This is a genomic window from Ruminococcus albus AD2013 (assembly GCF_000526775.1).
Lineage (GTDB): Bacteria > Bacillota > Clostridia > Oscillospirales > Ruminococcaceae > Hominimerdicola > Hominimerdicola alba_A.
Map to the genome: position 1 here is coordinate 1,096,067 of NZ_JAGS01000001.1, position 24,708 is coordinate 1,120,774.

At 47.8% G+C, this 24,708-nt stretch carries 21 protein-coding genes; 7 read left to right on the forward strand and 14 right to left on the reverse strand.

What is annotated here, in order from left to right; genetic code table 11:
• Positions 1-125: 125 nt before the first annotated feature.
• The 5 genes from N773_RS0104965 (at position 126) to N773_RS0104985 (ending at position 5,041) form a co-directional block, all read left to right on the forward strand.
• Entirely contained in the window at positions 126-1,784 is a 1,659-nt protein-coding gene (locus N773_RS0104965) for a glutamate--tRNA ligase (protein ID WP_024856759.1), read from the forward strand.
• A gap of 69 nt (positions 1,785-1,853) precedes the next feature.
• On the forward strand, positions 1,854-2,198 hold the full coding sequence (locus N773_RS0104970; protein WP_024856760.1) for a hypothetical protein: 345 nt from the start codon (positions 1,854-1,856) through the stop codon (positions 2,196-2,198).
• A 12-nt stretch (positions 2,199-2,210) separates the two neighbouring features.
• Positions 2,211-2,525 (forward strand): hypothetical protein, encoded by a 315-nt coding sequence (locus N773_RS0104975; protein WP_024856761.1) that lies wholly within the window; start codon positions 2,211-2,213, stop codon positions 2,523-2,525.
• Between the two features lie 75 nt (positions 2,526-2,600).
• Positions 2,601-2,981 (forward strand): hypothetical protein, encoded by a 381-nt coding sequence (locus N773_RS0104980; protein ID WP_024856762.1) that lies wholly within the window; start codon positions 2,601-2,603, stop codon positions 2,979-2,981.
• Between the two features lie 50 nt (positions 2,982-3,031).
• Positions 3,032-5,041 carry a class I tRNA ligase family protein gene (locus N773_RS0104985; protein WP_024856763.1) on the forward strand — a complete coding sequence of 670 codons (2,010 nt, stop codon included), beginning with the start codon at positions 3,032-3,034 and terminating at the stop codon, positions 5,039-5,041.
• 74 nt (positions 5,042-5,115) lie between these two features.
• Here the strand turns inward: N773_RS0104985 and N773_RS0104990 are convergent, their stop codons facing one another.
• Both N773_RS0104990 and N773_RS0104995 read right to left on the reverse strand, forming a co-directional pair.
• A complete protein-coding gene (locus N773_RS0104990) occupies positions 5,116-5,814 on the reverse strand; it encodes an SdpI family protein (RefSeq protein WP_024856764.1) in 699 nt (232 codons plus the stop codon).
• Positions 5,753-6,079, reverse strand: coding sequence for an autorepressor SdpR family transcription factor (locus tag N773_RS0104995; protein ID WP_024856765.1), 327 nt, complete (start codon positions 6,077-6,079; stop codon positions 5,753-5,755). The genes N773_RS0104990 and N773_RS0104995 overlap by 62 nt, the downstream gene beginning before the upstream one ends.
• A 247-nt stretch (positions 6,080-6,326) precedes the next feature.
• Here N773_RS0104995 and N773_RS0105000 point away from each other — a divergent pair, with 247 nt between their 5' ends.
• Positions 6,327-7,106 (forward strand): ZIP family metal transporter, encoded by a 780-nt coding sequence (locus N773_RS0105000; protein ID WP_024856766.1) that lies wholly within the window; start codon positions 6,327-6,329, stop codon positions 7,104-7,106.
• Between the two features lie 86 nt (positions 7,107-7,192).
• On the opposite strand, the gene N773_RS0105005 is transcribed toward N773_RS0105000, so the two are convergent.
• From N773_RS0105005 to N773_RS0105045, 9 genes are all read right to left on the reverse strand, one after another.
• A complete protein-coding gene (locus tag N773_RS0105005; RefSeq protein ID WP_024856767.1) occupies positions 7,193-8,557 on the reverse strand; it encodes a glycoside hydrolase family 3 protein in 1,365 nt (454 codons plus the stop codon).
• Positions 8,558-8,731: 174 nt separating this feature from the next.
• Positions 8,732-9,310 (reverse strand): biotin transporter BioY, encoded by a 579-nt coding sequence (locus tag N773_RS0105010; protein WP_051454255.1) that lies wholly within the window; start codon positions 9,308-9,310, stop codon positions 8,732-8,734.
• An 82-nt stretch (positions 9,311-9,392) separates the two neighbouring features.
• A complete protein-coding gene (locus N773_RS0105015) occupies positions 9,393-10,454 on the reverse strand; it encodes a protein kinase domain-containing protein (protein WP_024856769.1) in 1,062 nt (353 codons plus the stop codon).
• Between the two features lie 32 nt (positions 10,455-10,486).
• Positions 10,487-10,981, reverse strand: coding sequence for a DUF6985 domain-containing protein (locus tag N773_RS0105020; RefSeq protein WP_024856770.1), 495 nt, complete (start codon positions 10,979-10,981; stop codon positions 10,487-10,489).
• 12 nt (positions 10,982-10,993) lie between these two features.
• The gene (gene mgtE, locus N773_RS0105025) at positions 10,994-12,463 is read right to left on the reverse strand and encodes a magnesium transporter (protein WP_347495395.1); all 1,470 of its coding nucleotides are present in this window, start codon (positions 12,461-12,463) and stop codon (positions 10,994-10,996) included.
• Between the two features lie 921 nt (positions 12,464-13,384).
• Positions 13,385-15,028 carry an FAD-dependent oxidoreductase gene (locus N773_RS0105030; protein WP_024856772.1) on the reverse strand — a complete coding sequence of 548 codons (1,644 nt, stop codon included), beginning with the start codon at positions 15,026-15,028 and terminating at the stop codon, positions 13,385-13,387.
• A gap of 559 nt (positions 15,029-15,587) precedes the next feature.
• Positions 15,588-16,907 (reverse strand): ABC transporter permease, encoded by a 1,320-nt coding sequence (locus tag N773_RS0105035; RefSeq protein WP_024856773.1) that lies wholly within the window; start codon positions 16,905-16,907, stop codon positions 15,588-15,590.
• On the reverse strand, positions 16,904-17,620 hold the full coding sequence (locus tag N773_RS0105040) for an ABC transporter ATP-binding protein (protein WP_024856774.1): 717 nt from the start codon (positions 17,618-17,620) through the stop codon (positions 16,904-16,906). Before N773_RS0105040 ends, N773_RS0105035 begins: the two co-directional genes overlap by 4 nt.
• Positions 17,604-18,992, reverse strand: coding sequence for an efflux RND transporter periplasmic adaptor subunit (locus N773_RS0105045; RefSeq protein ID WP_024856775.1), 1,389 nt, complete (start codon positions 18,990-18,992; stop codon positions 17,604-17,606). Before N773_RS0105045 ends, N773_RS0105040 begins: the two co-directional genes overlap by 17 nt.
• 282 nt (positions 18,993-19,274) lie before the next feature.
• Between N773_RS0105045 and N773_RS0105050 the strand changes: the two genes are divergently transcribed.
• Entirely contained in the window at positions 19,275-20,060 is a 786-nt protein-coding gene (locus N773_RS0105050; RefSeq protein WP_024856776.1) for a DUF6291 domain-containing protein, read from the forward strand.
• Positions 20,061-20,376: 316 nt separating this feature from the next.
• On the opposite strand, the gene N773_RS0105055 is transcribed toward N773_RS0105050, so the two are convergent.
• The 3 genes from N773_RS0105055 to N773_RS19730 all read right to left on the reverse strand — a co-directional run bounded on the left by N773_RS0105055 (position 20,377) and on the right by N773_RS19730 (position 24,501).
• Entirely contained in the window at positions 20,377-23,091 is a 2,715-nt protein-coding gene (locus N773_RS0105055; protein WP_024856777.1) for an FtsX-like permease family protein, read from the reverse strand.
• Positions 23,091-23,792: an ABC transporter ATP-binding protein gene (locus tag N773_RS0105060; protein ID WP_024856778.1), complete on the reverse strand. Its 702-nt coding sequence runs from the start codon at positions 23,790-23,792 to the stop codon at positions 23,091-23,093. The genes N773_RS0105055 and N773_RS0105060 overlap by 1 nt, the downstream gene beginning before the upstream one ends.
• 73 nt (positions 23,793-23,865) lie before the next feature.
• Positions 23,866-24,501, reverse strand: coding sequence for a TetR/AcrR family transcriptional regulator (locus N773_RS19730; RefSeq protein WP_242840353.1), 636 nt, complete (start codon positions 24,499-24,501; stop codon positions 23,866-23,868).
• Positions 24,502-24,708: the final 207 nt, after the last annotated feature.

Genomic DNA, 24,708 nt, shown 5'->3' on the forward strand with positions numbered 1-24,708 from the left:
TGTCTCCGTGTACCACGTTCCCATGATGTTGACACAATGCCCGAAATGTGATATAATATTATAGTATATTTTCCCCGCTGTCCGTGGTGCGGATAACGGGTATTTCTTAAAAAGGATCTGATAACATGGATAATTTCGCATTAGCTAAACTGCTGTTCCCCGACGTTACTGCCTCCCCTGAGGATATGGAGGCCAAGTACCCCCAAAGAGATCTGCCCGAGGGTGCTTTCGTTACAAGAATAGGCCCCTCCCCTACGGGATTTGTACATCTGGGCAACCTTTACAACGCTATAATCGCCGAGAGGATAGCTCATCAGTCTGGCGGCGTTTTCTATCTCAGGATAGAGGATACCGACAACAAGCGTGAGGTCGAGGGCGCGGTTGAAACTCTTATCAACGCTATGGAATACTTTGGCGTACACTTTGACGAGGGTGCTACCGCCGAGGGCGACAACGGCGCATACGGTCCATACCGACAGCGTCAGCGTGCGGGCATATACCATGTTTTTGCTAAAAAGCTGGTTGAGCAGGGCAAGGCTTACCCCTGTTTCCTGACCGAGGAAGAGATACAGGCTATCCGCGATGAGCAGATGGCTAACAAGGAAGACCCCGGCATCTACGGCAAATACGCTGAAAAGAGCAGGAGCCTGACACTTGATGATATCAAGGCAAATATCGATGCGGGCAAGCCCTGGGTGCTGAGATACAAGGGCGAGATGAACAATGAGAGGATAGTCGTTGAAGACGCTGTCCGCGGCAAGATAGAAATGCCCCGCAATTTCGCAGATTTCGTACTGCTGAAGAGCGACGGCATACCCACCTACCATTTCGCACACGTAGTGGACGACCACCTGATGCGCTCCACACACGTTATCCGCGGTGAGGAGTGGATAAGCTCACTGCCGATGCACGTTGAACTTTTCAAACAGCTGGGCTGGAAACAGCCTATCTACTGCCACACAGCAACTCTGATGAAGATAGATGTTTCCGAGGAAGACCCCGAGAAGCAGATAAAGAGAAAGCTTTCCAAGAGAAAAGACCCCGAGCTGGCACTGGCTTACTATCAGCAGGAGGGTATCTCCAACGATGTTGTATGGGAGTTCCTGCTGACACTGCTGAATTCAAACTATGAGGAATGGCGTGCGGCTAACCCCGATGCTTCGTATATGGACTTCCCTTACAGTATCGAGAAGATGTCCATTTCAGGCGCACTTGTTGATATGGACAAGCTCCGTGATATCGCAAAGGACACCATCGCACGTATGGACGCAGAGACAGTATACAATAACTGGCTGGCATGGTGCGAGGAATACAACAAGGACTTTGCAGAACTTCTGAAAAAGTACCGTGACAGAACTATCGCTGCGCTGAACGTCGGCAAGAACGGCAAAAAGCCCCGTAAGGATATTGAGACCTGGAAACAGGCTTGCGATTTCATGAGTTTCTACTATGATGAAACTTTCAAGTGCGAGGACGATATGGCTGAACAGGCTGACGAGGAGTCACGCAAGGCATTCTTCGCAAAGTACCTTGCAGGCTACGACCACAGTGATGACAGCTCCGCATGGTTCGATAAGGTAAAGGCTATCACCGAGGAACTCGGTTTTGCTGTAAAGCCCAAGGATTACAAGAAAGAGCCCGAGAAGTTCAAGGGCAGTATCGTGCATATCACAAATATGCTCCGTATCGCCCTGACAGGCAGAGCAAACGCTCCCGATATCCACGAAGTCAGCCATGTGCTGGGCGAGGATATCGTAAGGGCAAGACTCTCCAAGTGGGCTTGAATGAATTCATAATTCATAATTCACAATTCATAATTTTTGACAGGCATCATTACTTTTATGAGGTAAGCTATGGCATACGAAGCACATCTGACCCGCGCTGACCTGTGGGTCTATGATAAAGAGCCCATAACTTTTGAAGAAGTTAAAGAGCTCACACTTCCTGATGGTTTTGAAGCCGTGGAAAACGGAAGCTTCTCCGACGGCGCTGTTAGTATCAGCCTTGAAAAATGCGCAGTATACACCAGACCCGACGGCGTGAAGAATTTTCTGATATTCGGAAATGGTGCGCCCTCTTTCAAGATGCTTAGCGAGGAAGATGCAACGCCCTTTATAAAGCTGGCTGAACTTCTCGGTGCTAAGGTGCAGGGGGACGATGGTGAGATATACACTCATGAGGGTGTTCAGTGGGAATAACAGGAGGTTATCATGCAGACCATTATAATCATGCTTGACCCTGCAAAACTTGAAAATCCCGACCTTGACCTCACCTATGAATTTCCCGTCAGGATAGAGGAATACACGGGTGACACAGTACGCGACAACGGATATGATTACGTTGACGGCGATGTTATAGCATTGTGGCTTGAAACGGAGAACGCCGTATCAGGTGCCGAAAAGGTCATCGAACTGATAAAAGCAGAGAGGATAGTTGACAACGACCTCTCAAAAACAGTTGAGATATTGATATCGGAAGAGGACTGCGCAGAGATAGAAAAGTGCAGAAAGATATATCCACGATGATCTCATAAAGAAAGAATGGACAGGCGTTTCAGCCGCAGTTTATCTTATAGTCAAGAAAGTCAGGAGGGCTGCACAATGATCGCAATAGAATTCGGAAACAAAGCTTTCAATGTTCCTCAGAGCGAGCAGACTGTATACATTGTGTTTGATACAAAGACACGATACGCTGACAGAAAAGAGTTTGCTGAAAAAGCGATAGAAAAGATGACCCTCGGCTATCCCGATTGGCGTGATGAACTGCTGGCTAAAATGGATCTTCAGCCTGCAAAAGAAGAGGATATTCAGTTTTTTATATATGGCGCAGCAGAGCGCATGAACGAAAATGTTACTCTTGATCTTGACCTTGAAAATGCACATGATTTTGAAGCTGTGATGCCTGTTGAATGGAACGATGCTTCCTATATATTTGAATGCGGAGAAATGTACGTCTTTTACAACTGGAACACAACTTGCTAAAAATAAAGATCAAATTATTATCAAATTATTAAATGAAAGAGATGAATAATATGGCAAAAAATAAAGAGGGCGGAAAGCCTTTTGAGATCCCTCGCCCCGAATTTCCCAAAAGAGCGGTAATTACGGGCGGTATGCCTTACGGCAACAAGGAACTGCACTTCGGACACGTTGGCGGAATGTTCGTGTTCGCTGATGCCTATGCAAGATTCCTGCGCGACAGGATAGGCAAGGACAATGTACTTTTCGTGGGCGGTACCGACTGCTACGGCTCCCCTATTGCTGAGGGCTGGAGAAAGAAAGTCGCTGACGGCGAGTTTGAGGGCAGTCTGACGGATTTCGTTCAGAGAAATCATGACAAACAGCAGAAGACCCTCGATGACTACGGTATCTCACCTGATATCTTCGCGGCATCGGGTCTTGGCAGAAGCAAGGAGATACACGCCGAAGTCACCGACTGGTTCATAAACTCCCTCTACAAAAAGGGTCAGCTGAACAAAATAAGCACAATGCAGTTCTATGATGAAAAGGCAGGCTGTTTCCTCAACGGCAGACAGGTCATCGGCAAGTGCCCGATAGAGGGCTGTACTTCCGAAAAGGGCTATGCAGATGAGTGCGACCTTGGTCATCAGTATATGCCCGAGAACCTCATCGACCCTGTCAGCACACTGACAGGTGAAAAGCCCTCGATGCGCCCTGTTACAAACTGGTATTTCAAGCTGAGAGACTACGAGGAACTTCTGAAAAACTGGATAGAGATGCTGAAAAAGCGCAAGGACGTTCGTCCCGTAGTATGCAAGACAATCGAGGAATTTCTCAAGCCCCCCGTTATCTACATCAAGCGTGAATTTGAGGAAAAGTATCTCTCGCTGAAAGATCAGATGCCCGAACACGAGTTCTTTGAGGAGCCTAAAAAGCCCTCATTCACTGTACAGTTCAGAACTCTTTCTGACTGCGACGAGGCTGTAAAGGTGCTTGTAAACAACGGCATACGCTACCGTACAGGTAAGACTCTTGTTCCTTTCAGACTTACAGGCAATATCGAGTGGGGCGTTCCCGCACCTGTTATGGATAATGTTGAGGGTCTGACCGTATGGGTATGGCCTGAATCACTTTGGGCACCTATCTCATTCACACAGACACTTCTAGAACAGCGCGGCAGAAGCAGGGACGAGTGGAAGGACTACTGGTGCAGCAAGGACAGCGGCGTTTACCAGTTCATCGGACAGGACAATATCTACTTCTACGGTATAGCCGAACCTGCAATGTGGATGGCACAGCAGGAGTCCGATGTAAAGACTGCCGACCCCGCTGAGGGCGAGATGCAGATGCCTACCATCATCGCAAACCACCACATTCTTTTCCTTGATAAAAAGGCTTCAAGCTCGGGTGCTGTTAAGCCGCCTATGGCTGACGACCTGCTGAATTTCTATACTCCCGAACAGCTTCGTATGCACTGGCTGGGTCTTGGTCTGGGTCAGAGGTCAGTAAGCTTTATGCCAAAGCCCTACAATCCCGATGCAAAGCCCGACGATGCCGACCCCGTTGTTAAGGACGGTCTTCTGCTTTCAAACGTATACAACAGAATGGTCCGTACAGCGTTCTATACCACACAGAAGCATTTTAACGGCATAATGCCCTCCAACACACCCAGCGAGAATATCCTCGCAGAGGGCAAAAAGGCTGTGCTCGATTACGAAAGACATATGTCGAAATTCGCATTCCATCAGTGCACCTATGTACTTGACAGCTACATCAGAAACGGAAGCAAGTATATGGCTAAGACCATCAAGGAAGATACTCCCGCCGAGGAACTTTCGCAGGCGCTGGCAGACCTTTTCTACATGATTAAGATCGCCGCAGTGCTTCTGCACCCGCTGGCACCTTTTGGTACCGAAAAGGTACGTGAGTATTTGCAGGTCGGAGAGGAAATGTGGAGCTGGGACAACATCTTTGAACCACTGACATTCTTTGTCGGTGAGGGTCATGAGCTGAAATTCCTGCCCCCGAGAACGGATTTCTTCACTCGTCACGAAAGCCAGTTTGAGACAGCTGAAAAGTAATAAAAACACAGACCCGAACTATCCGAGATAAGGACAGTTCGGGTCTTTCTTTGTCGTTAAGACAAGGTCGTTCATTATCCGTTATTTGAACTTTCTTTTTTGCGTTCATCGTCGTATACACGCTTTGCGTAAACAAGCATAACAACTATCGCCGCTGTAAGATATGCAAGCATCAGGAGTATCGCCGACATACCGCTGACAAATGCAGTGGATATCATAGTGCAGACACCCACCAGCATCAGGCAAACTCCGCCGAAGAAATTCGACCTCTGCCAGGTGATATCGTTGTAAAGCGTCCAGCCCAGACGAAAACCGATAAGACCGTTGCGGCGGGTCTTTGAAATGCTGTTTCCTATGGGTATGAAGATCAAGCCGAATATAAAAGCGTATATCCTCAAACCATCAATCGGCATATTTGAAATATCAGCATGACTGTCAGCGCACATCATTATCAGCATAACGATCTGTACCGCACCCATTGCGCCTATTATCCATGGTGTGATCTTTCGCAGAACTTTCGCATTCTGCTTTGAACGTTTTTCTGAAACTTCATCTTCGTATACTTTGGTATCCATTCGTACAGCCACGTATTCAAGAAACGCCGCTAACAACAGAATAACGATGGGAAAAATAAAACTTGAATTTCTGCTTCCCCATTTGTCGATCTCCCCTGCCGCGTTGTAGTGAGTGGGGACTTTTTCGGGAAGAAAATTAACTGCCGCCGCAGTCGCTGTCAGTGGTAACAGGGCTATGCCCCATGTCAGTTTTTTCATTTTTTTTACCTTTCATCATCTCAAACCACATTACAAGCTCGTCAAAAACCGAGGTGTTGAGCTCGTAATAAACGAAGTTTTTTTCTTTTGTTTCTGTAATAAGGTCGGCGTTTTTCAGCTGTTTGAAGTGGTATGACATGGTAGCACCAGTCATATCAAAATGGGAACCGATATCCCCCGCCGACATTCTGCCCTCCCGAAGAAGTACGAGAATATCCCGTCTTACAGGGTCGGACAAAGCTTTGAATGTTTCCTGAAATCCCATCGGGCACCTCCCTTTTAAAATAGATCTTAGTTTTTTATAAGTTTGAAGAATTTCTAATTAGAATTTTCTCTAAATACAATATAGCACAATTCGGACATTTTGTCAAGTGGTATTTAGAAAATTTACTAAATTAGCAAAACAAACCTCTGAAAGCGTTAAACGGCTAAACAATGCAGTTTTGCAAAAGTATCAACCCGCGGGATCACCGCATAGTATAACCATAACACCAAAAGAAAGGAAGCATACTATGACGGGTTTGATATCAGCAGCCTGTGCCACAGGCTTTACATTTTTTATGACCGCACTTGGGGCGGCGATGGTGCTGTTCATGTACAGCGACGACTTTTCCGATAAAGTAAGGAGGGCGTTTCTAGGCTTTGCGGCGGGAGTGATGATAGCGGCTTCGGTATGGAGCCTGCTTATCCCCGCAATTGAAGAATCAGAAAAACTGGGCAATCGGGGGTGGATACCTGCGGCGGGAGGATTCACCTGCGGAGTGGCGTTCCTGATGCTTCTTGACAAGTTACTCCCCTGTTTTATGAAAAACAGCGACCCGACACATGAGCATCGAAAGGGTCGCACGGCGATGATGGTATTCGCCATAACCCTGCACAATATTCCCGAGGGTATGGCGGTGGGTCTGGCGTTTGCGGTTGCCGCAAGAAGTGCCGACCCTGCGCTTTTCGGGGCGGCGGTAGCACTTGCCGTGGGCATGGGTATACAGAATTTTCCCGAGGGCGCGGCAATATCCATACCCCTGCGTCAGCACGGCATGGGCAGACTTAAAGCCTTTCTCTGCGGTGCGGCTTCTGGCGTAGTTGAGCCGATATTCGGCGTTCTGACAGTTCTGGTGGCAGGTGCCGCACAGACTGTTCTGCCATGGTTTTTGTCCTTCGCAGCAGGGGCGATGCTGTATGTTGTGGCAGATGAACTTATCCCGGAAGCCCACCTTGAGGGTTCCCGGGCGGGAACTATCTGCGTTATGATAGGGTTCATACTGATGATGACCCTTGATGTGGCGTTATAGTCATCAGATTTTGCGGACACTCATTCTAAAACAGATACAAAAAAGCGGGGATATGCTTCCCCGCTTAAATCATATACGAAAACGTTTTATTTAAGGATACCCCTATCCTTTTTCAGGCGAAGAACTCTTTCAAGGCTCTCATCGATTCGCTTCTCGCTGAGGTCGCCTTTTTTAACAGCTTTTTCAACGCCTGCAACGGCAGAAGAAAGGTCTTCGGGCATAAGCAGAAGGTCGCCCCCCGCCTTTAATACAGCCACGGATATCTCATCGGAGCTGTAATAATTTGCCAGCGCACCCATAGCAAGTGCATCAGTGACGATAACACCGTCAAAACCCAGCTTTCCGCGAAGTTCATCGGTTATGATGGTTTTTGAAAGTGACGCAGGCTGGTTGTCAACATTCGCCATGGTGATATGTCCAACCATGACCATATCTGCACCTGCCGCGATACCGCTTTCAAATGCCAGATATTCGGCATTTTCCAGTTCATCAAGTGTCTTGTAGCTGCTTGCCATGCCAACGTGAGAATCCTCGGCAGTATCACCGTGACCGGGGAAATGTTTCAGCGAGCAGACCACGCCGCCGTCCTTGAAGCCCTTGACTGCGCTGGCAACAAGCTCTGCTGTCTGTTCAAAATCATCACTGTAAGCACGGGTGCCGATGACGGTATTATCGGGGTTCGACCAGGTGTCCGCCACAGGGGCAAAATCAAGATTGAATCCCAGTTCGGCAATATCCGAAGCAATGGTATAAGCGTTCTTGTAAGCCGTATCTGCGCCCTTATCGCGGTAGTTGTACATGGGCTTGAACTCAGTTGTGCCAAGCTTTTCAGCACACCTTGCAACGATACCGCCCTCCTCGTCAACAGCGAAAAACAGCGGTATATCGGAAACCTTGCTGTTGCTCTCGGCAGTAGATGCCAGCATCGTTTTCGTCTGCTCTACATCCTCCAGATTCTGGGCGAAATAGATAAGACCGCCCACGGGATACTCTTTCAGAGCATCAAGGGTCGCCCCGCCTGACTGAGTAACAAGGTCGTATCCCGTCAGGCTTTCGGGAGTGACCACAAACAGCTGACATATCTTCTCATGCAGACTCATTTCAGCCATCATTTTGGTTATCTCGTCTTCCTTGACATCGTTTTCGACGGGTTCAGTATCCTTTGCAGTATTTTCGGCTGAGGAACTGTTCTCATCGGACTGCTTCTCGGTTTCTGTCTCAGGCTCTTTTTCGTCCGTCGGTTCATCTTCCTCGCCTTTATCGGACTTTTCAGCTTTCTTTTCGCGTTTTACCGAATTATCGGACGTTTTGCCGTCAGCAGGTTCAACAGGACGATTCTTCAGATAACCGTTAACAACATAGGCACTAAGTGCACCGGTTATCAGCAGAAGTATCACCAGAGTGCGTATACGTGCACTTTTAGCACCTGAATTTTTCTTCGGCTTCGACATAATATCACTCCTATAAACGATTTCGTAAAATAAAATACCAAAATACAGTATACCACCATTTTCGGGATATGTCAACATTTGAAACATAAATTTGAGATAAAAATACAAAAAGCGAGCAAAATAAAAGTCCCGCGAATTATAACGCAGGACTAATTTAGTAAACGTTTAAGTTGTTTATATGCGAACTCTGCTTTTAACTGCCGCCGAAATCGAAACTGCCGCACCGAGTTTCACTATATCAAAGAAAACAAAGGGCAAAACGCATAATTTCAGGGCATTTGCCACGGTCATATCGCCTTTAGTATCTGTGTATACCTTGATGAACCAAGCCGTTCCGAAAGCGTAGCACAGCGCCAGACCGACGATCATCGAGATTATCTGAACGATAACGTTTACTGAAATCAGCTTTTCCGTCAGCAGGCAAAGCAGAGGAATTATCAGAAATCCGACAAGATATCCGCCTGTTGTACCCAGAAGAACTCCCAGACCGCTCTTAAAGCCCGAAAACACGGGAATACCAACCGCTCCGAGAAGCATATACACCAGTATCGCAAAGAATCCTCTCTTTCCGCCCAGCATGGATACAGCGCAAAAAACGGCAAATGTCTGTAAGGTAAATGGCACCGCAGTTGGTATGGAAATCCATGAACATACAGCCATCAAAACCGCAAACATCGCGGTCAGAGACATATCCTTTACGGTGAGCAGCTGCTTGTTTTCGTGTTTTGAGGGTGTTGCTGTTTGTGTTATCATATTTGTATACCTCTTTTCTATCAACGGTATACATTATAACACAGCTTACAGAATTTGTCAACCCCTTTTCTGAAACAGTATACTATTTCAGAAAAAATATCGAATATATCAGAAAAGCTCCGCCCGCCACAAGCAGCATATAAAGCAGTACCAGAACATACAACCGCATACCACGGCTTTCCTTTTCCTCCGAGATGGGCATATTTTCTGTTATCTTCGGCTGAACAGGCTTTGTTTCGGGCATCTTGTTCTCCGCCGCACCGCGCTTATCTTTCGGAACATAGCACTCCTCATACCGCGGCGGTATACTGTCTATGGGAAGACTGCTCAACTCCCTGTAAACCTCATCCATATCGGAAAATCTGCTCTCGGGATGCGCCATACAGCATTTCATTATAAACCGTCCGAGGTCGGGGGGCGCTCCCGCAGGCGGGTCAAAAGGCTGACCTTCAAGCCGCGCTTTAACGGCATTTTCCAGACTTTCACCCTCTTTTTGCAGGGGCAGAAGTCCACCGTTGAAGAGCTGATACAGCATCAAACCGAAGGAATATATATCTGCCCTAAACTTATCGAAGTCTTCCGAAAACGTTTCAGGTGCAGAATAGGTCGGGTCTGCAAGAGCGGGAAGATAAGTGCAGGGTGCGTCCATACAGAAATGCCCCTCGCTGTCTACGCGGATATTTTTCGGGCAGATATCCCCGAAAGTAAAGCCTTTGCGATGTGCTGTGCGTATCCCGCGGCAGATATTATCCGCCAGCTTTCGGGCAGTCACATAGGGCATCTGACAATCATTTTCAAAGGGTCGATAATCGTCTGTCTGCACAAGGATATCCGCGGCAACAGGCGTTGCGCCGATGTTTTCGATGTTCTTGACCGTAAAGTTCCTCGCACTGACAAGGAAAGCTTCACCAGCCAGAGGGAGTCGGGCATTTATCCTTTTTATGGCAGCCGCCGTCAGTTCCGAGAGGGGTCTGCCGCAGGAAGTACTGTCAACGGTAAGCACCCTGACCGCGCTTTTACGCCCGTTTTTGTCTTTCAGCGAGAACATTGACCCAAGGTCGTCCTCCCACATAAAGCTGTCAACGAACCATTCGTCCCACAGCGGTTCGTAGCCCGAAAGCCTGCGCTCCAGACTTTTATCCAAAATGCTCCCCCTCCTTTCTCACGGCAGTTCACTTAAACGTTTACGAAATTCCAATCATCATCGGGCTCATATCTGCCCCATGGCGAATTGCCCTCAAAACCACCCAGATACACCGGCTTATCCCCGAGAATACATATTTGTATACCGTGTTCGGGCTCCCATTCACAGCCTCCGCTGAGGTTCAACGCAGGGATATCAGCGTTCTTCGGGGCCTCAAACTCCACCGTAGAAATATTGAAATACCTGAACATCTCACCCGCAGGCGTAGTCTTGTCAACAGGCGGAAAATCAGATGGGTCGAATCTCTCCCCTGCCGCGTCCCTGCAAAGCTCGATAAAGAACAAACAGTACCTTTTCGCCGCTTCAGCTATCGCCGAAAGCGTATCTTCGGGCAGATGTATCAGGTGTTCCACGCACTTGTTTATGTACTCACCGCTGACATCATCTCTGGGAACATAGATCTCGATCTCATCACCGAGAATACTGTCGGTCACGATATCACCGTTACGGAAGATCTTATTCTCCATAATACGCCTCCTTTATCCTCCCAGATGCATAACGTTCAAAAGCAGCACCCAGCTGAGTCCATAGTAAGTCACCACAGCTACAAGGTCGTTGACGGTGGTTATCAGGGGACCCGAAGCCACTGCGGGGTCAACTTTTATCTTCTTGAAAAACAGGGGTATTATTGTACCCACCGCGCTCGATATCAGCATGGCCACCATAAGCGAAACGCCTATACAGCCCGATACCGCAAAGGAAAATCCTGCCGTGCGGTGCTTGAACAGCATGATGTAAAGTCCCACAAGCCCGAAGGACATCATGCCCAGAAGTATTCCGTTTGAAAGACCCACGCGGGTCTCCTTTGCCACAAGGTGCATCTTCTGTCTGAATGTGAGATTTTCATCCGTAAGCACTCGTATAGTCACCGCAAGTGACTGTGTGCCGACGTTACCAGCCATATCCAGTATCAGCGACTGGAATGCCATGATAAGTGTCAGCTGAGATATTACTTTCTCGAATACGCCCACAACGCCCGAAACCAGCATACCCAGACAAAGCAGTACCAGCAGCCAGGGCAGACGCTTTTTCATACTCTGCAAGAGAGGTTCCTGCAAGTCTTCTTCCGCTGTCAGACCCGCAAACATCACGTAGTCCTCGCCCATCTCGTCATCGACAACTTCGATAAGGCTTTTCGCCGTGATAACGCCTAGAAGTCTGCTGCTGTTATCCAGCACGGGTATCAGGTCTTCGGAATAGTCCTTCAGCTTTTCGATACACTCATCTATCTCCTCATTCGCATAAACATAGGGGAATGAGGTCATTATAAGGCTTTCGAGTGTCCTTGTGCTTCGTGCCGTGATAAGCTCTTTCAGGTCGATAGCGCCGTAGAATTCCTCGTTATCGTCCACCACGAAAATGGTGGTGATATTGTCATTGTCCTCCGCCTGACGCACCAGTTCGCTCATCGCCTGCTTGATGGTGAGGTCTTCCTTGATGATGATGCAGTTCGTGGTCATCTTACTGCCTATCTCGTCCTCGTCGAAACTTGCTATCAGCCGAATCTCTTTCCTGACCTCAGCGGAAAGTGCATCGATTATCAGTCCTCGCTTTTCACGCTCTATCTCACGAAGAACGTTCACTGCGGTATCCGTCTCCAGCAGACTTACCACCGCAGCCGCCTTGTTGAGATCCATCTCGTTGAGGTATACACCCGCCTCGTCCTCATCGAGGTACTCAAAAGCTTCCGCCAGCATATCACCGCTGCACACGCGGTAAAGCTTCTGTCTTTCCTGTTTTGTAAGGTCAGCCACCACGCCCGCGATATCGTTGCCGTGGTAGTCTTCAAGTTTTTTCAGTATCACACGCGGCGAATCGTTGCTGCGTATAACTTCGATTATCTCGCCCTCATAATCGGGCTTTACCGCCATTTCAGCGGTATCGTCAACTGTATTTATATCTGAGTTATCCTCTGTGTTCTGGGTATCCTTCCTGATATCCTCTGCCATATCCATAGCCCTCCGTTCATTTAAAATAATGACGCAAGGGGTTAAAAATGGGCATAAAAAGTCCTCTGCTGACCGTGGTATTACTGTAAAGCAACACCCTGAACGGGTCTGTCAGAGGCAACGCACATATATCCTTTGGTCTGTCTGAAAAGCAGACAACATCACAGAAGACGACGAACCGTTACAGTTTGCCGTCCGCAGGATATTTCGCCGCATAACTGCCCTTTTGACCCGCAACTGTCACCGTTAGTCACTTCTGTCCTCACCATCCTTTACGATTGGAATTTTTTACTTTAATATTATACCACACTGATACAAATATGTCAATGGCTGACAAAGTGTGAATATGCAATTTTTTTCGTATCTGACGCGGGTTATTTGAGTTATTGCTGACGAGTGTCGCCCCTTCTATGTCAGTTCGAGCATGATCCGATTGCGACGTCGCAACCACTAAACGAGTTAGTCCCTCGGGCGAGAAATCGGATAACAGCGGCAGTATCGTCCGTGGTTTCGATGTTTGTAGGTGGGTGCGGAATTTGTTTACGGACAAGAAGTGTCGCCCCTCGTTCCTCGGGTCGAGCCATCAAAGGCGCTACGCTGTTTGACGGCGGGCGAGGCAATAATTTTACGCGTATAGAAAGAGCGTGGACGTTTGTTTGTCCACGCTCTGAATACTCTTATTGCCTCGCCTTATTTGGTTGGAAGTTTGCTTTGCTATTTATTGCTTTGTTGCCACGTTGGTTTTGCGCCTTGACCGAGAGGCTCTGCCTCTCGAGCTCTCCGCAAGCCTTTCGCGAAAGGCTTGACCCAAAGCTCATCTCCTTGGCTGGTTTCTCACAAAGTGCTGACCCGCCGTTTTGCAATTGTACCGCTCTCACAAAACCATAAATAGGCGGAATCGGCCCGCCCGGCCGAGGGCAATTATGAATTAACAACGTGTTTTGCCGCAATGATACCAAAGGTATAGCACTTGCCCAGTGAAAGTCCTGTCTGATGGAAAGGATAATCAGCTCCGCCATAGAACTGTCCGCCCAGATTTCCCACACAGTAAAGTCCTGCTATCGGCTTGCCCTCAGCGTCCAGTGCTCTCGCATATTCGTCTGTTACAACCCCCGAAACTTCCGCAGAAACACGGATATGCTTTCTCGCACCCCAGAAAGGCGCTTTCTCTATCTTGTGCATATACTTCGCAGGCTTGCCGAAGTCCGTATCCACGCCCTTTTCGCAAAGCTCGTTATAGCGGTCAACGGAAGCTTTCAGCTTATCGAAAGGAATATCCAGTTCCTTTGCAAGTTCTTCCAGAGTATCGCATCTGTGAAGGTCGATGAGGTTTCTGAATACGCCCTGAGGATTTTCTACCGCACCGGGTATGAACTTTTCCATCACAGCAGGCGGAACTTTTCCGCTTACGAACTCATCGTCAGGCCATTCCATATAGGTGCTGTCGTATATGGTGCAGTACCAGCCCTTTGAGCCTTTCTCTCTGTGTTCGGCGTCAAGCATCGAACCTTTATATGCGGGCTGTGAACGCAGGATATTTCCCATATATACAAATCCCGTGTACTCGTTTGTAAATCTTTCTCCCTCCATGTTCAGGTAGAGGAATGGCTCTTCAAACATCAGTGCGGAGTCGAAATCGTGCATCATTTTTGTGTGACCGAGAGGTTCCATCTGCGCCCCTGCTGACATAGCAAGGATATGACCGTCGCCTGTTTTGCCGAACTGTTTTTTATCGAACTCGGCGATATCGGGGCACCATCTTTTCACCATGGCGGGATTATTGGTATAATCACCGGTTGCGAGGATAACGCCCTTTTTCGCGTTGAAGCGCACATACTTGCCCTCTGCGTTCTTTGCGATAACAGCGCACACCCTGTCATTTTCACGGACTACCTGCACTGCGGGCGTATGGTAGAATACATCAAGAGCCACGCCTGTTTTCTGAACGTTATCGATTATATTCCTAAGTGCATGACCCACGTTCTTTGGCTTGGGTCCGACCCAGGGTGCCCAGAAATAGCAGTGGTCATCGCCGTATTCATAGGAATTTTCCCTGTCCTGCCAGTGACCTGTGAAATCACCGCTGGTACTGATGAAAGCAAAAAGTCCGTTGCCGTCGTTGAGAAGTTCGGCAGAACGCTTATTATCGTCCACTTTGCTTCCGTCACCGTACTCTGTTTCCTTTGTCAGACCTGCCCTGTTCAGGAACCACATCATAGCTTCCTCGGAATGTTCAGCATAAGCGCGGAGAAGTTTTGTATCGGCACGCCAACTGCAAAGGCTGTTTGTATGGTGTATCCACTTTGCGATACCTGCCTCGGTGGAGCGCGACTTGATTATAGCCGAGCCGCAGTTGCCCTGAGATACAGCTCCTGATTCTTTTTGCAGAAGTGCAACCTTAGCGCCAAGCTCTGCTGCTTTACAAGCTGCGGGAACTCCTGCCGCGCCTGCGCCTACGACTACCACATCGTAATCTTTCACTTCATCGGGAGTGATGCTCTGCAATTCGCACACCGAGCCTTTAACTTCTTCATCGGTGATGTTATCCAAAAATATCTGTGCCATTGTTCTTCCTCCTTTTTATGAACAAACTGCCGTCCACTCATGCAGGGACGGCAGCTTTTATGGTTCCGGTTCGTTAGTCCCTTTTGCGGACTGTATTTCATTTGCTATGGTCTGTGTGTTTGGTACTGTCTGTCGGTCATGCCGCTTTACGGGTTTATACGGTGGTATGCTTTGGTATCGTTTGGTATCCGTTGGCAGACTTTTGTACTGCGGTTGACCTGTCGCCCCTTGCGGGTCGAGCCGTCAAAGACGCTTCGCTGTTTGACGGTATGCGCGGCAATAATTTTTACGCGGAAATTTTGTGCGTGTCGTATGGTTTGGTACACGCTCGTACAATTTCGTTATTGCCGCGCTTTTTTTTGACAGGGGGCGTGAGTTTGCTGTGCTTTTATAGTTCGCTTTGTATTTTGGTTTTGCGCCTTGAGTTGAGGGCTCTGCCCTCAAACTCCCGCAAGCCTTTCGCGAAAGGCTTGAGCCAAAGCTCTTTTCCTTGGCATACTTACCCCCACTACGCGAGTTCCCTGCCAACAATTATGAATTATGAATTATGAATTATGAATTACTCATACCTTAGTGCATCGATAGGATTCATGTTGCCCGCTCTCTTTGCAGGATAGTAACCAAATATAAGTCCCGTCAGCATAGAGAATACCAGAGATATGATTATCGCAGGTATAGATGGCTGTACACTCAGGTTGATGTACTCCGCATACTCTGCCGCAAATGAGTTCAGCAGGAATGCAGCAACCTTGCTCAGCAGTATGCCGTTCAGTACACCTATCAGTACGCCTATCGCACCGCCCGTCAGGCATATGATAACTGCTTCGATCACGAACTGACTCCTGATATCGCCATTCAAAGCACCCAGTGCTTTTCTGACACCTATCTCACGTGTACGTTCAAGTATGCTGACAAGCATTATGTTCATAACGCCCACGCCGCCGACTATCAGGGATATCGCCGCTATAACGGAAATGGCAATGGTGATAACGTTCAGCACTGTGGTTATCATGCCCATCTCTTCCTGCTGATCGTATATCTCTAAATACCATATCTCGTTGTTGCGGTAGATAGGCTCAAAGTAATCTTTGATATACTCCTTTGCAGTCTCCGAATCACAGTCACCTGTCCAGCCTATCTGTGCCGAACTCAGCTTTGTTTCTCTCGGTGAGACCCCCTTTGCGCTCAGCATCGTGTTATAGGGGAAGTAAACATAAGTCTTGACATCCAGTTTTGATTTTGCAGTATTAATCTTCAGCGAATTTTTTTCAAGCTCGGTATACTCCATTACTCCGACGATGGTAAGATTGATGTTAGCTTCTTTCATCATCTCGAAGCGGATCGTCTTGCCCAGCACGTTTTCTGTGGTACCAAAGTACTGCTCGCAGAAATAGTCCGATACGATACAGGTATGTTTCATACCCTCGTTATCGGCATTGCTTGGTGCTCTGCCCTGAACTATCTGTTTCTTGAACTGGGGGGGATCAAAGTAGTCGCCTGATACGCCTATCATTATCGCTTTGAAGCTTTCGCCTTTCAGGTTGACTATGTCCGCACCGCCGTAAAGTTCGTTACAGCTGTATGTAAGTTCTCCGGGGTGCTGTGATATCAGATCCTGCACCATTTCAAGGGTGAGGGTATCGTCATCTTCCATAACCCTGCCGTTGTAATCCTCCCTTATCTCGGGATAGATCGTCAGCTTTACTTCACCTATCTGGTCGAAGGTCGAACTCAGTGTCTTTGAGATGGAGTTGCCTATGGTGGTGATGGTTATAACCGCGCTGATACCGATTATGATACCAAGCATCGTCAGGAATGAACGCAGTTTGTTTATCGCCAGTGAAGCAAACGCCATTTTTATGCTTTCAAGGAAGTTCACCCGAACACCTCCTTTTTATAATCGTCACTGATTATCCTGCCGTCGCTGATGGTTATCATGCGCTGACATTCGGAGGCAAGTTCGGGGCTGTGGGTAATGAGAACTATCGTCTTGCCCTCTTCCTCATGTAGTTTATGGAACAAGTCCATTACCATTCTGCCCGTCTTGGTATCAAGTGCGCCAGTAGGTTCGTCCGCTAGTATTATCGAAGGATCATTCGCCATTGCCCTTGCGATCGCAACACGCTGTTTCTGTCCGCCCGAAAGTCTTGCTGGGTCATGGGTGTATCTGTCGCTCATACCGACAAGCTCGATGAGTTCCAACGCTCTTTCGGTACGCTTCTTCTGGGATACGCCCGCATACATCATGGGCATCTCCACATTTTTCAGAGCGGTGATCTTGGGTATAAGATTGAAATTCTGGAACACGAAACCTATCTCCTTGTTCCTTATGCGGGAAAGCTGTTTGTCGTCAAGGGTCTTGGTAGAAGTTCCGTTAAGGTCGTATTCGCCCTCGGTCTGTCTGTCGAGAAGACCTATAATATTCATCAGCGTACTTTTGCCCGAACCCGAAGCCCCGACTATGGATACGAACTCACCCTCATAGATGTCAAGTCCGATATCGAAAAGTATCTGGAGTTCATTTGGTTCACCCACGTAGTACTTCTTGGTCACGGATTCCATATGGATAACAGGGTCACTTTTTCTTTTCATTTACCTGCACCCTCGCTCCGTCACTCACTTCGGGCAGATCGCCGCCCTCGGGATCCTCTATGATAAGGTCGCCGCTCTTGACTTCACCGCTCTTCACCTCAACATAGAAGTCGCTTTCCGCGCCCTTCACCACCTTTTTCTTCCTGGCTATGTAGCCGCCTTCATCATCGTTGGCAGGCTCGGCAACGTATACGTATTCAGCGCCGTCCTCTTCGATTATGCCCGAATAAGGCACACTGAGCTTTTCGCCTACCTCATCGATGGTAACATCTACGGAAGCCGACATACCTATCAGAAGCTGATCGTTGGTCTCATCGAGAGTGACTTCAACCTTATAACCCGTTTCTACACCATCAGCAGTAGTCTCGGTGGAAACCACGTTCACAATACGTGTGATGGAAGCGGAGAACTCTTCGCCGGGGATGACCTTTGAAGTGACCTTGGCTTTCATGCCCTCAGCAATCTTGGTGATATCTGTCTCCTTGACAGTCAGCTCGATAACAGTCTTATCGGTGTTTACGATAGTCATGATAGAGGGGGCTGAGGGAACACTTCCCTCGTTAACATTCAGTACGGTTATTATGCCCGACTGCGGTGCGTACACCTTGCACTGTTCTATCTGTTCGGAAAGCTTATCAAGCTTCTTCTGATCGTCACTTCCGCTGTCGAAGGCTTCACCGTCGATAACGTCCTGCAATTTCTGGATAGTGTCATTGCACTGGTTCTCGGTGTCGCTGTAACTGTCGTTAGCGGCGGTAACAGCGTCATCGTATGCAGAAAGCCCCGATTTCAGTGTTTCAAGAGTAGTCCACACGGTGGTGTAATCGTAGTTCTCATCGCCGCGGTCGAGAGCTGAATTATACTCGTTGCAGAGGTTATTGTACTTTTCATAGGCGTTGTCACGGGCGGTGACTGCCTTATCAACCTCACGCTGTGCCCTTGCAAGAGCAGTTTCTTTTTTTGCCTTAGCAGAATCAAGGTCGCGCTGATTTCTGCTGCTGTCGGACTTCTCCTTTTTATCGGAATTGTCCATCTGCTTTTTCAGCGCATCGTATTCCTCCTGAAGTTCGGTGGAATCAAATTCGCACAGCAGGTCGCCCTCCTTGACCATGTCGCCAAGACTGACATTTACTTTGCTCACCGAACAGTTCAGCTTGGTGGTAACGTCAACCGTGCCGTTGCCGATGACCTTGCCCGTGGTGGATATCACCTTTGAAAGGTCGTTCTGACCTGCAGGGATAACAGTGTACTTTGAGTTCGCCATCATGCTCTCATTGGCGGCTTTGGTCATTGCATTGCAGGCATAGAGTCCTCCGCCTGCCAGCACTGCCACCACCACAGGGATAATGATAGCTTTTTTCTTTACAGCCATTAAAATGCCTCCTTCTTTTTTCTTCCATAGAACCACTCTGATATCGGCAGAGATACTTAATTTCTGCCGAAAAATTACTGGGAATTAATGGAAGAATTACGTCACAAAATATATCTATCCGCAACAAAGAATGATGTGCGGTTTTGTGCAAACATATGTTTTTATATTAAATTTAGACTTATTTCCGAAATAGTTGTACAAAAACGTACAACTTTTCTGCAATTTTACCTGATAGTGAAAGGTATGCGAGTGCATACCGCGATACTAAGGAGGTAATTAACTATGAGCAGTATTAACAACAAAAGCAAAAGCTTCATGCTTTACAAGGAATGGGAAGAGATATTCCTCGCACTGGAAAGCGATGCCGAGAGAGGCGAGCTTATCCGTGAGATATTCGCCTTTACAAGAACAGGTGAAGAGCCCGATCTGAAAGGCGCAATGAAGATCGCTTTCATGGTAATGTCAAATCAGCTTCGCCGTGATGCCGAGCGTTATAAAAAGGTATGCGACAGAAATCAGAAGAACATCGCAAAACGCTGGGACAGCGAAGATGATACCAAAAAATACGAAAGTATACCAGAGGATACCAAAAATACCGATAAAGAAAAAGATGAAGAGAAAGATAAAGATACAGATAAAGAAAAGGGTGAAGACATACAGCATTCTGCAATGCAGAAGCAGTATCTTCCCGACCTCTCCCCCGCCCCCGAAAAACAGAAGTACGGAGAATTTGAAAATGTATCTTTATCCCGTGAAGAATACGAACGTCTTGCAGACAGGTTCGGCAGAGATATGACCGACAGATGTATCGAAAGCATGGACGCTTACATCGAACAATCGGGCAAAGAATACCGAAGCTGTTATGCAAAGCTGAAAAACTGGATATCGGAAGAATCCGTAAAAACGGGAAATACTCCATCTTCAAAAGCTTCATCGGCTGAAAACGGCAAATTGACCGAGCAGGAACTCGCTGATTATGAATCCTATGCGAGAGCCCATTCAATGGAAGATTTTGCAAGGGAACTCAAAGAAAGATCAACAATTCTTTTCGGTGCCGAACAGCAGTGAAATATGCAAAAATGATAAAAATTTCACTAACGATACTATTATAACATTACGAAAAATATTCGTCAAGATAGCAAACAAAATATGTACAAATTTCGACATTATGCACAAAACAAAAGTTAAGCGTAAAACAGGTTTTTTATAAATGAACTGTTGCAATAAAAACGCCTGTTTACGCAATTTGAGCTCATCAGCGCAAGGGTTGGAAATAACTGTAAGAATACCTTTGCAATGAATATTTTTCAGAATATTAAACGTAAATATAAACACGCCGTCTTTCGTTCATACAAGCGAAAGACGGCGGTAAAAGAAAGTAAATCTATTCTCTGTTTTTAAGCACCTCGGCGGGGGTTATCCGTTTCAGCTTACCTGTCAGCAAAGCAGTGCTGATAAAGTATACCGCAAGCACTGCGGCGTACAGTATCAGGTAAAGATATGGCGGAAAATCCAGCACCATTGAGCAGGCAACATTCGGTATAAAACTCGGATAGATGCAGTCCATCAGGAATTTCGCCAGCGGTATGCATATCAGCCCGCCGACGGATACGATGAAAAGATTGCCGTTCAAGTACAGTCTGCGCACCTCTTTCGGGCGGTAGCCGAATATCTTCATAAGGGAGATACCAAAGGAACTGCGGTCTATCATCACGCCCATCATCAGGTACATCACTACGACAAATATCACCGTTCCCGCGATCAGCAGAGTGTATACCAGCGGCTTCATCTGCTCTGTGAATACGCCCGAACTCTTTTCGATATCAGCCGCGGTGGTGAAGCTGTATAGTCTGCCCGCATCGATATCAAGTTCATCTGCCGAATATACAGCGTTGAAGTAGTCTTCGTCCTCGCCGAAAAGTTCACGCATGGAGCCTATATCCATAAAGATCGTGAACCCCGGGGAATACTGCGCGATATCCGTCACGGTGAAAGTGTAGTCACGGTCAGCCGCCGCATCGGTGAAAGTCACCCTGTCGCCGATATCATAGCCGAAACGCTGAACAAGGGAGTTGTTGATAACTGCCTTATTCACGCCCTTTTCAGGGTCAGCATCGAAGTACCTGCTATTCTCGTTCAGACCGATCACCGTCACATCAAGGGTATGACCCGTGGAGTCAATGGAAAGTGTCTTGATGAAAGCGCTCTCTCCGCCTGCGGGGACTTCCTTTTCGGGATACTTATAGAGATACATATAGCCGTACTGTGTATCGGCTACGTTGTCATGCTTTACTGCCTGACACATCACCACGCAGTCAAGACCCAGCATCACCACCATCAGGGAGACCAGCATACCGAGGATAACCGTCAACGCCGAACGCAGTTCACGCACCATCTGCCTTACACGGAACAGGGTCATAAAGTTTTTCGACCTGATATTGAATCTGCGGTAGTTTGAAGCGCTCTGTTCGTTTTTGATGAGGGAAAGCGCAGTCCTCGAAAGTTTGCTGTTTATCACAAGTGCGTTGACGATCGCCGAGATGATCGGTGGCAGTACAAGCCCGTACACAAGCAGATAGGGCGCATAGCAGATATCGTACCGGGGCAGTGAGAAATAGCCATAGCTTGTCTGTAACCGCATACCGATGCCGATAGGTGAAAATCCAAGTGCTGTGCCGATAACTCCGCCGATGAATGCTATCAAAGTCGGAAGAGCTATGTAATGCCGCAGAAGGTCTTTTTTCTTAACACCCAGAGCGTACAGCGCACCGATGACAGGGGCTTCGCTCTCAACGCGGTGTACCACGAAAACAGATATCACGTAGCCGAAAAGGATAAGGACGATAACTCCCGCCGCAAGACCCGCGTTCTTGTCCATTATCACATCGTCTGCCGCGGCTTCTATGCGCTCGTTATCGCCGCGTGAAACGAAGGAAACAAGGTTCCCGATCTCGATATCGAAAGCCGCATCAAGCAGTTCGTCAATTCCATCACGCAGTTCACCCGCACCGCTGTTCAGTTCGGCTGAACCATCTTTTGCTTTGCGGACAGCGTCGGTGAACTCCGCAAGACCGTCACGGTAAGCGATTATACCCGAAATGCTGTCTTTCAGGTTTTTCAGTTCTTCTGACTTTGATATCTTTATCAGCCCGTCAAGTTCTTCGGCGTAGTTTTCTTCCGTCAGTGTGACTTTCATTCCTGCCGCTGACAGCTTTTCATTTGCCTGCGCAAAATAGGCATCAACAAGCTGCTGTGAAGCAGTTTTAAGTTCAGCGCTGTGAGAATCCAGTTCGGTCATGCCGTCACTGAGTTCGGCAGTACCATCAGTCAGGGAGTTGACTCCGTCCTCTATCCTGCGTCGGTCGGAGAGGATATCATCGATAGTTTCACGGAAATATTTATCCTCGACTTTCATATGATCAAGCTTGACAGCGCGTATCTTCTCTTTCAGGTCATCATCGGTGACATCAGCCCCCAGCTTGTAGGCGTAGACATACTCCTCTGCGGGAAGACCACCCTCGGCGCGGATATCCTCATAGCAATCATCCGTGACAAAAATAAGCCCGAAATACCGCGATTGCACAGCGGTATCGGAAAACTTTGCTTTCGGCTGATCGTAATCGGGCACAGTACCTATACCCGTGACCGTGAATCCGTGTCCGCCCGCTGTTATGCTGTCCCCGATCTTCACGCTGTTTTCTGCGGCATAGCGCTTTTCGAGAACGCACTCCCCTGCTTTTTCGGCAAGGCTGCCCTCATCGAGAATGATCTTATCGATATTTTCGCGGTTTTTGAACATTCTGAGCACGGTGTCCTCATCAACTGAAAGGTCGGTGTAGAACTCCGCCTGTATCGAGGTACCGCCCTCGGCAAGGGTATCGAACTCACTGTCCGAAAGGGGCAGAAACACTGTGAAGAAGCCGTCCTCGGTGTTGAATTCAGCCCGCTTTTCGACTGTGCCGTGCAGAACTGTTTCAGCAGAACCGACGATGCCGAGGACGAGAAAAATACCCATGGCGATGACCAGTATCAGGGCGGTATAACGCCCTATCCCTGCCATGAGATCGCGGGGCAGACGCTTTTTAAGCACTCTGTTCATCACAAGTCCTCCAGTTCGGCGGCGGGAACTATCTTTTCATTTTCGTAGTCCTTTATGATCTGACCGTCCTTTATAACGATGACCTTATGCACCATATTTTTTATGGAGTTATTGTGTGTGACTATCAGCATTGTAGTGCCGTACTTTTTGTTTATCTTCTCCAGAAGTATCAGGATATCGCGGGAGGTCTTTGAATCAAGAGCGCCTGTAGGTTCGTCGCAAAGGAGAAGTTTCGGGTTTTTGATAAGGGCGCGGGCTATTGCGCACCTCTGCTGCTGACCGCCCGAAAGCTGTGCGGGGAACTTGTTCTGATGTTCTGTCAGACCCAGAACTTCCAGCAGTTCCTCCATATCAAGGGGAGAATCCGTAAGATATCCGCAGACCTGTATATTCTCTCTTACGGTGAGGTTAGGCACAAGATTATAGAACTGGAAAATAAATCCCAGATAGTCGCGGCGGTAGTCCGAAAGTTCAGCAGGGCGCAGACCGAATATCTCCTTGCCGTCGACCCTGACCGACCCCGAATCCATAGTATCCAGCCCGCCGATGCAGTTTAACAGCGTGGATTTACCCGAGCCGCTGGTACCCTGAATAACGCACATCTGCCCCTTTTCCACCCGTGTGCTTACACCTTTCAGCACCTGGATATAGCTTGTGTCCTTGCCGTAGCTTTTTTTAACGTCTTGTATCTCTAAAAACATATTTGTTTCCCCTTTCTAAAGTTAGAATAAGCTAACTAAATTATATGATATAATGCGTGATAACCGCAGAATATCACGTCACACATCGTCTTCCAATGAATACTCCATCCACGCTTTTATCAGCAGATCCATAACGGGCTTTATGAAATGCATAGCGCTGTCTCTGTTTTTTTTCGTGCTGCATCATATGTATGAAAGCGTTTATCTGCACATGGGTCAGCCAGTGAAGCATTTTTCTGTTGACCCGCTTGTTCGGTACGCAGGCGGCGTACTTTTCCGCAAGGGCAATATATGAGCTGTCCAGCTTATCGATAATGCTGTCAACGAATCTTTCGTACTTTGACCCTGCCGAACGGTCGAGAAGTATCGTCATCTCATCGTAGTGGTCATAGATGACATTTACGAGTTCTTCGCTGAAATCATCGTGGTCACCGCTGTGATGCTCATATGTCAGCAGGTCGGCTTCTATATCTTGGGCGAAGTGGTTTTCAAGTACTGCATTCAGCCGAGCCAGTGCTTCACCCACCACGCCCTCAAACAATCCGTTTTTGTCTCCGAAAAAGAAGTATACAGCACCAGTAGTCAGCCCCGCCTCCGAGGATATTTTTCTGAGAGAAGCCTTCGTAAAGCCCTTTTCAAGGAACTCTCTTTTTGCGCACTCTACAAGCTTTTCGCGGCTCTCTTTATTATCTGTGATCTTTTCCGACATAGTGTGTCCTCCTTTTGATAACAGTGTTACGTAACACTGTTATTTTAACTCATATTTGTTAGTTTGTCAAGTGGGTTCGGGGAGATTTGGTTATTTTGACTAAAGTTGTTTCGGCGGTATGTGGCGTACGGAGTGGGGCAGGTCGATGGTTTTGTTTTGTGGCATCGGTTTGCGAGTCATCGGATTCGCTTCGCTGTCCGATGACAG